General features: G+C 51.3%; 2 rRNA genes (1 of these 2 running past the window's edge). Both read right to left on the bottom strand.

From position 1 onward, the window contains the following. Positions 1-52 precede the first annotated feature (52 nt). Positions 53-165, bottom strand: a 5S ribosomal RNA gene (gene rrf, locus OIN59_RS25155). Between the two features lie 144 nt (positions 166-309). Further along, positions 310-1,308 (bottom strand): 23S ribosomal RNA (locus OIN59_RS25150); it runs 1,880 nt beyond the window's last position.

The raw sequence follows: 1,308 nt of genomic DNA, 5'->3' as shown, positions 1-1,308 counted from the left end.
CCAAAGCAAAAAACCCCAGTCATATCTGACTGGGGTTTTCTGGGCTGTAAGAGCCTGACGATGACCTACTTTCACACGGGAACCCGCACTATCATCGGCGCAAAGTCGTTTCACTGTCCTGTTCGGGATGGGAAGGAGTGGGACCAACTTGCTATGGTCATCAGGCATAACTTGGTGCTGGGCAGTTCCTGGGAACTGCCTGGCGAATTCATAGAGTCTGGAATCAGATTTTGTGTCTTTTGACTGCGTCTAACTTGGCATAACAGACTTTGAGCTTCACGCAGAGTGCGTGTTGGCTATCAAAGTTATAGGGTCAAGCCGCACGAGCAATTAGTATCAGTTAGCTTAACGCATTACTGCGCTTCCACACCTGACCTATCAACGTCCTGGTCTTGAACGACTCTTTAGGGGGCTCAAGGCCCCGGCAGATCTCATCTTGAAACGAGTTTCCCGCTTAGATGCTTTCAGCGGTTATCTCTTCCACACTTAGCTACTCGGCAATGCCACTGGCGTGACAACCGATACACCAGAGGTGTGTCCACTCCGGTCCTCTCGTACTAGGAGCAGGCTTCCTCAAATCTGCAGCGCCCACGGAAGATAGGGACCAAACTGTCTCACGACGTTTTAAACCCAGCTCACGTACCTCTTTAAATGGCGAACAGCCATACCCTTGGGACCGGCTACAGCCCCAGGATGAGATGAGCCGACATCGAGGTGCCAAACACCGCCGTCGATATGAACTCTTGGGCGGTATCAGCCTGTTATCCCCAGAGTACCTTTTATCCGTTGAGCGATGGCCCTTCCATACAGAACCACCGGATCACTATGTCCTGCTTTCGCATCTGCTCGACTTGTCAGTCTCGCAGTTAAGCACGCTTATGCCATTGCACTATCGTCACGATGTCCGACCGTAACTAGCGTACCTTCGAACTCCTCCGTTACGCTTTGGGAGGAGACCGCCCCAGTCAAACTGCCTACCATGCACTGTCCCCGATCCAGATAATGGACCTAGGTTAGAACCTCAAACACACCAGGGTGGTATTTCAACGTTGGCTCCATGACATCTAGCGACATCACTTCAAAGCCTCCCACCTATCCTACACAGATCTGTTCAAAGTCCAATACAAAGCTACAGTAAAGGTTCATGGGGTCTTTCCGTCTTTCCGCGGGGAGATTGCATCATCACAAACATTTCAACTTCGCTGAGTCTCAGGAGGAGACAGTGTGGCCATCGTTACGCCATTCGTGCAGGTCGGAACTTACCCGACAAGGAATTTCGCTACCTTAGGACCGTTATAGTTACGGCCG

Origin of the sequence: Acidovorax benzenivorans, from assembly GCF_028680575.1 — a bacterium.
GTDB lineage: Bacteria > Pseudomonadota > Gammaproteobacteria > Burkholderiales > Burkholderiaceae_C > Acidovorax > Acidovorax benzenivorans.
The sequence above is the reverse complement of the archived record's forward strand: the minus strand, read 5'-3'. Positions and strand labels throughout refer to the sequence as shown.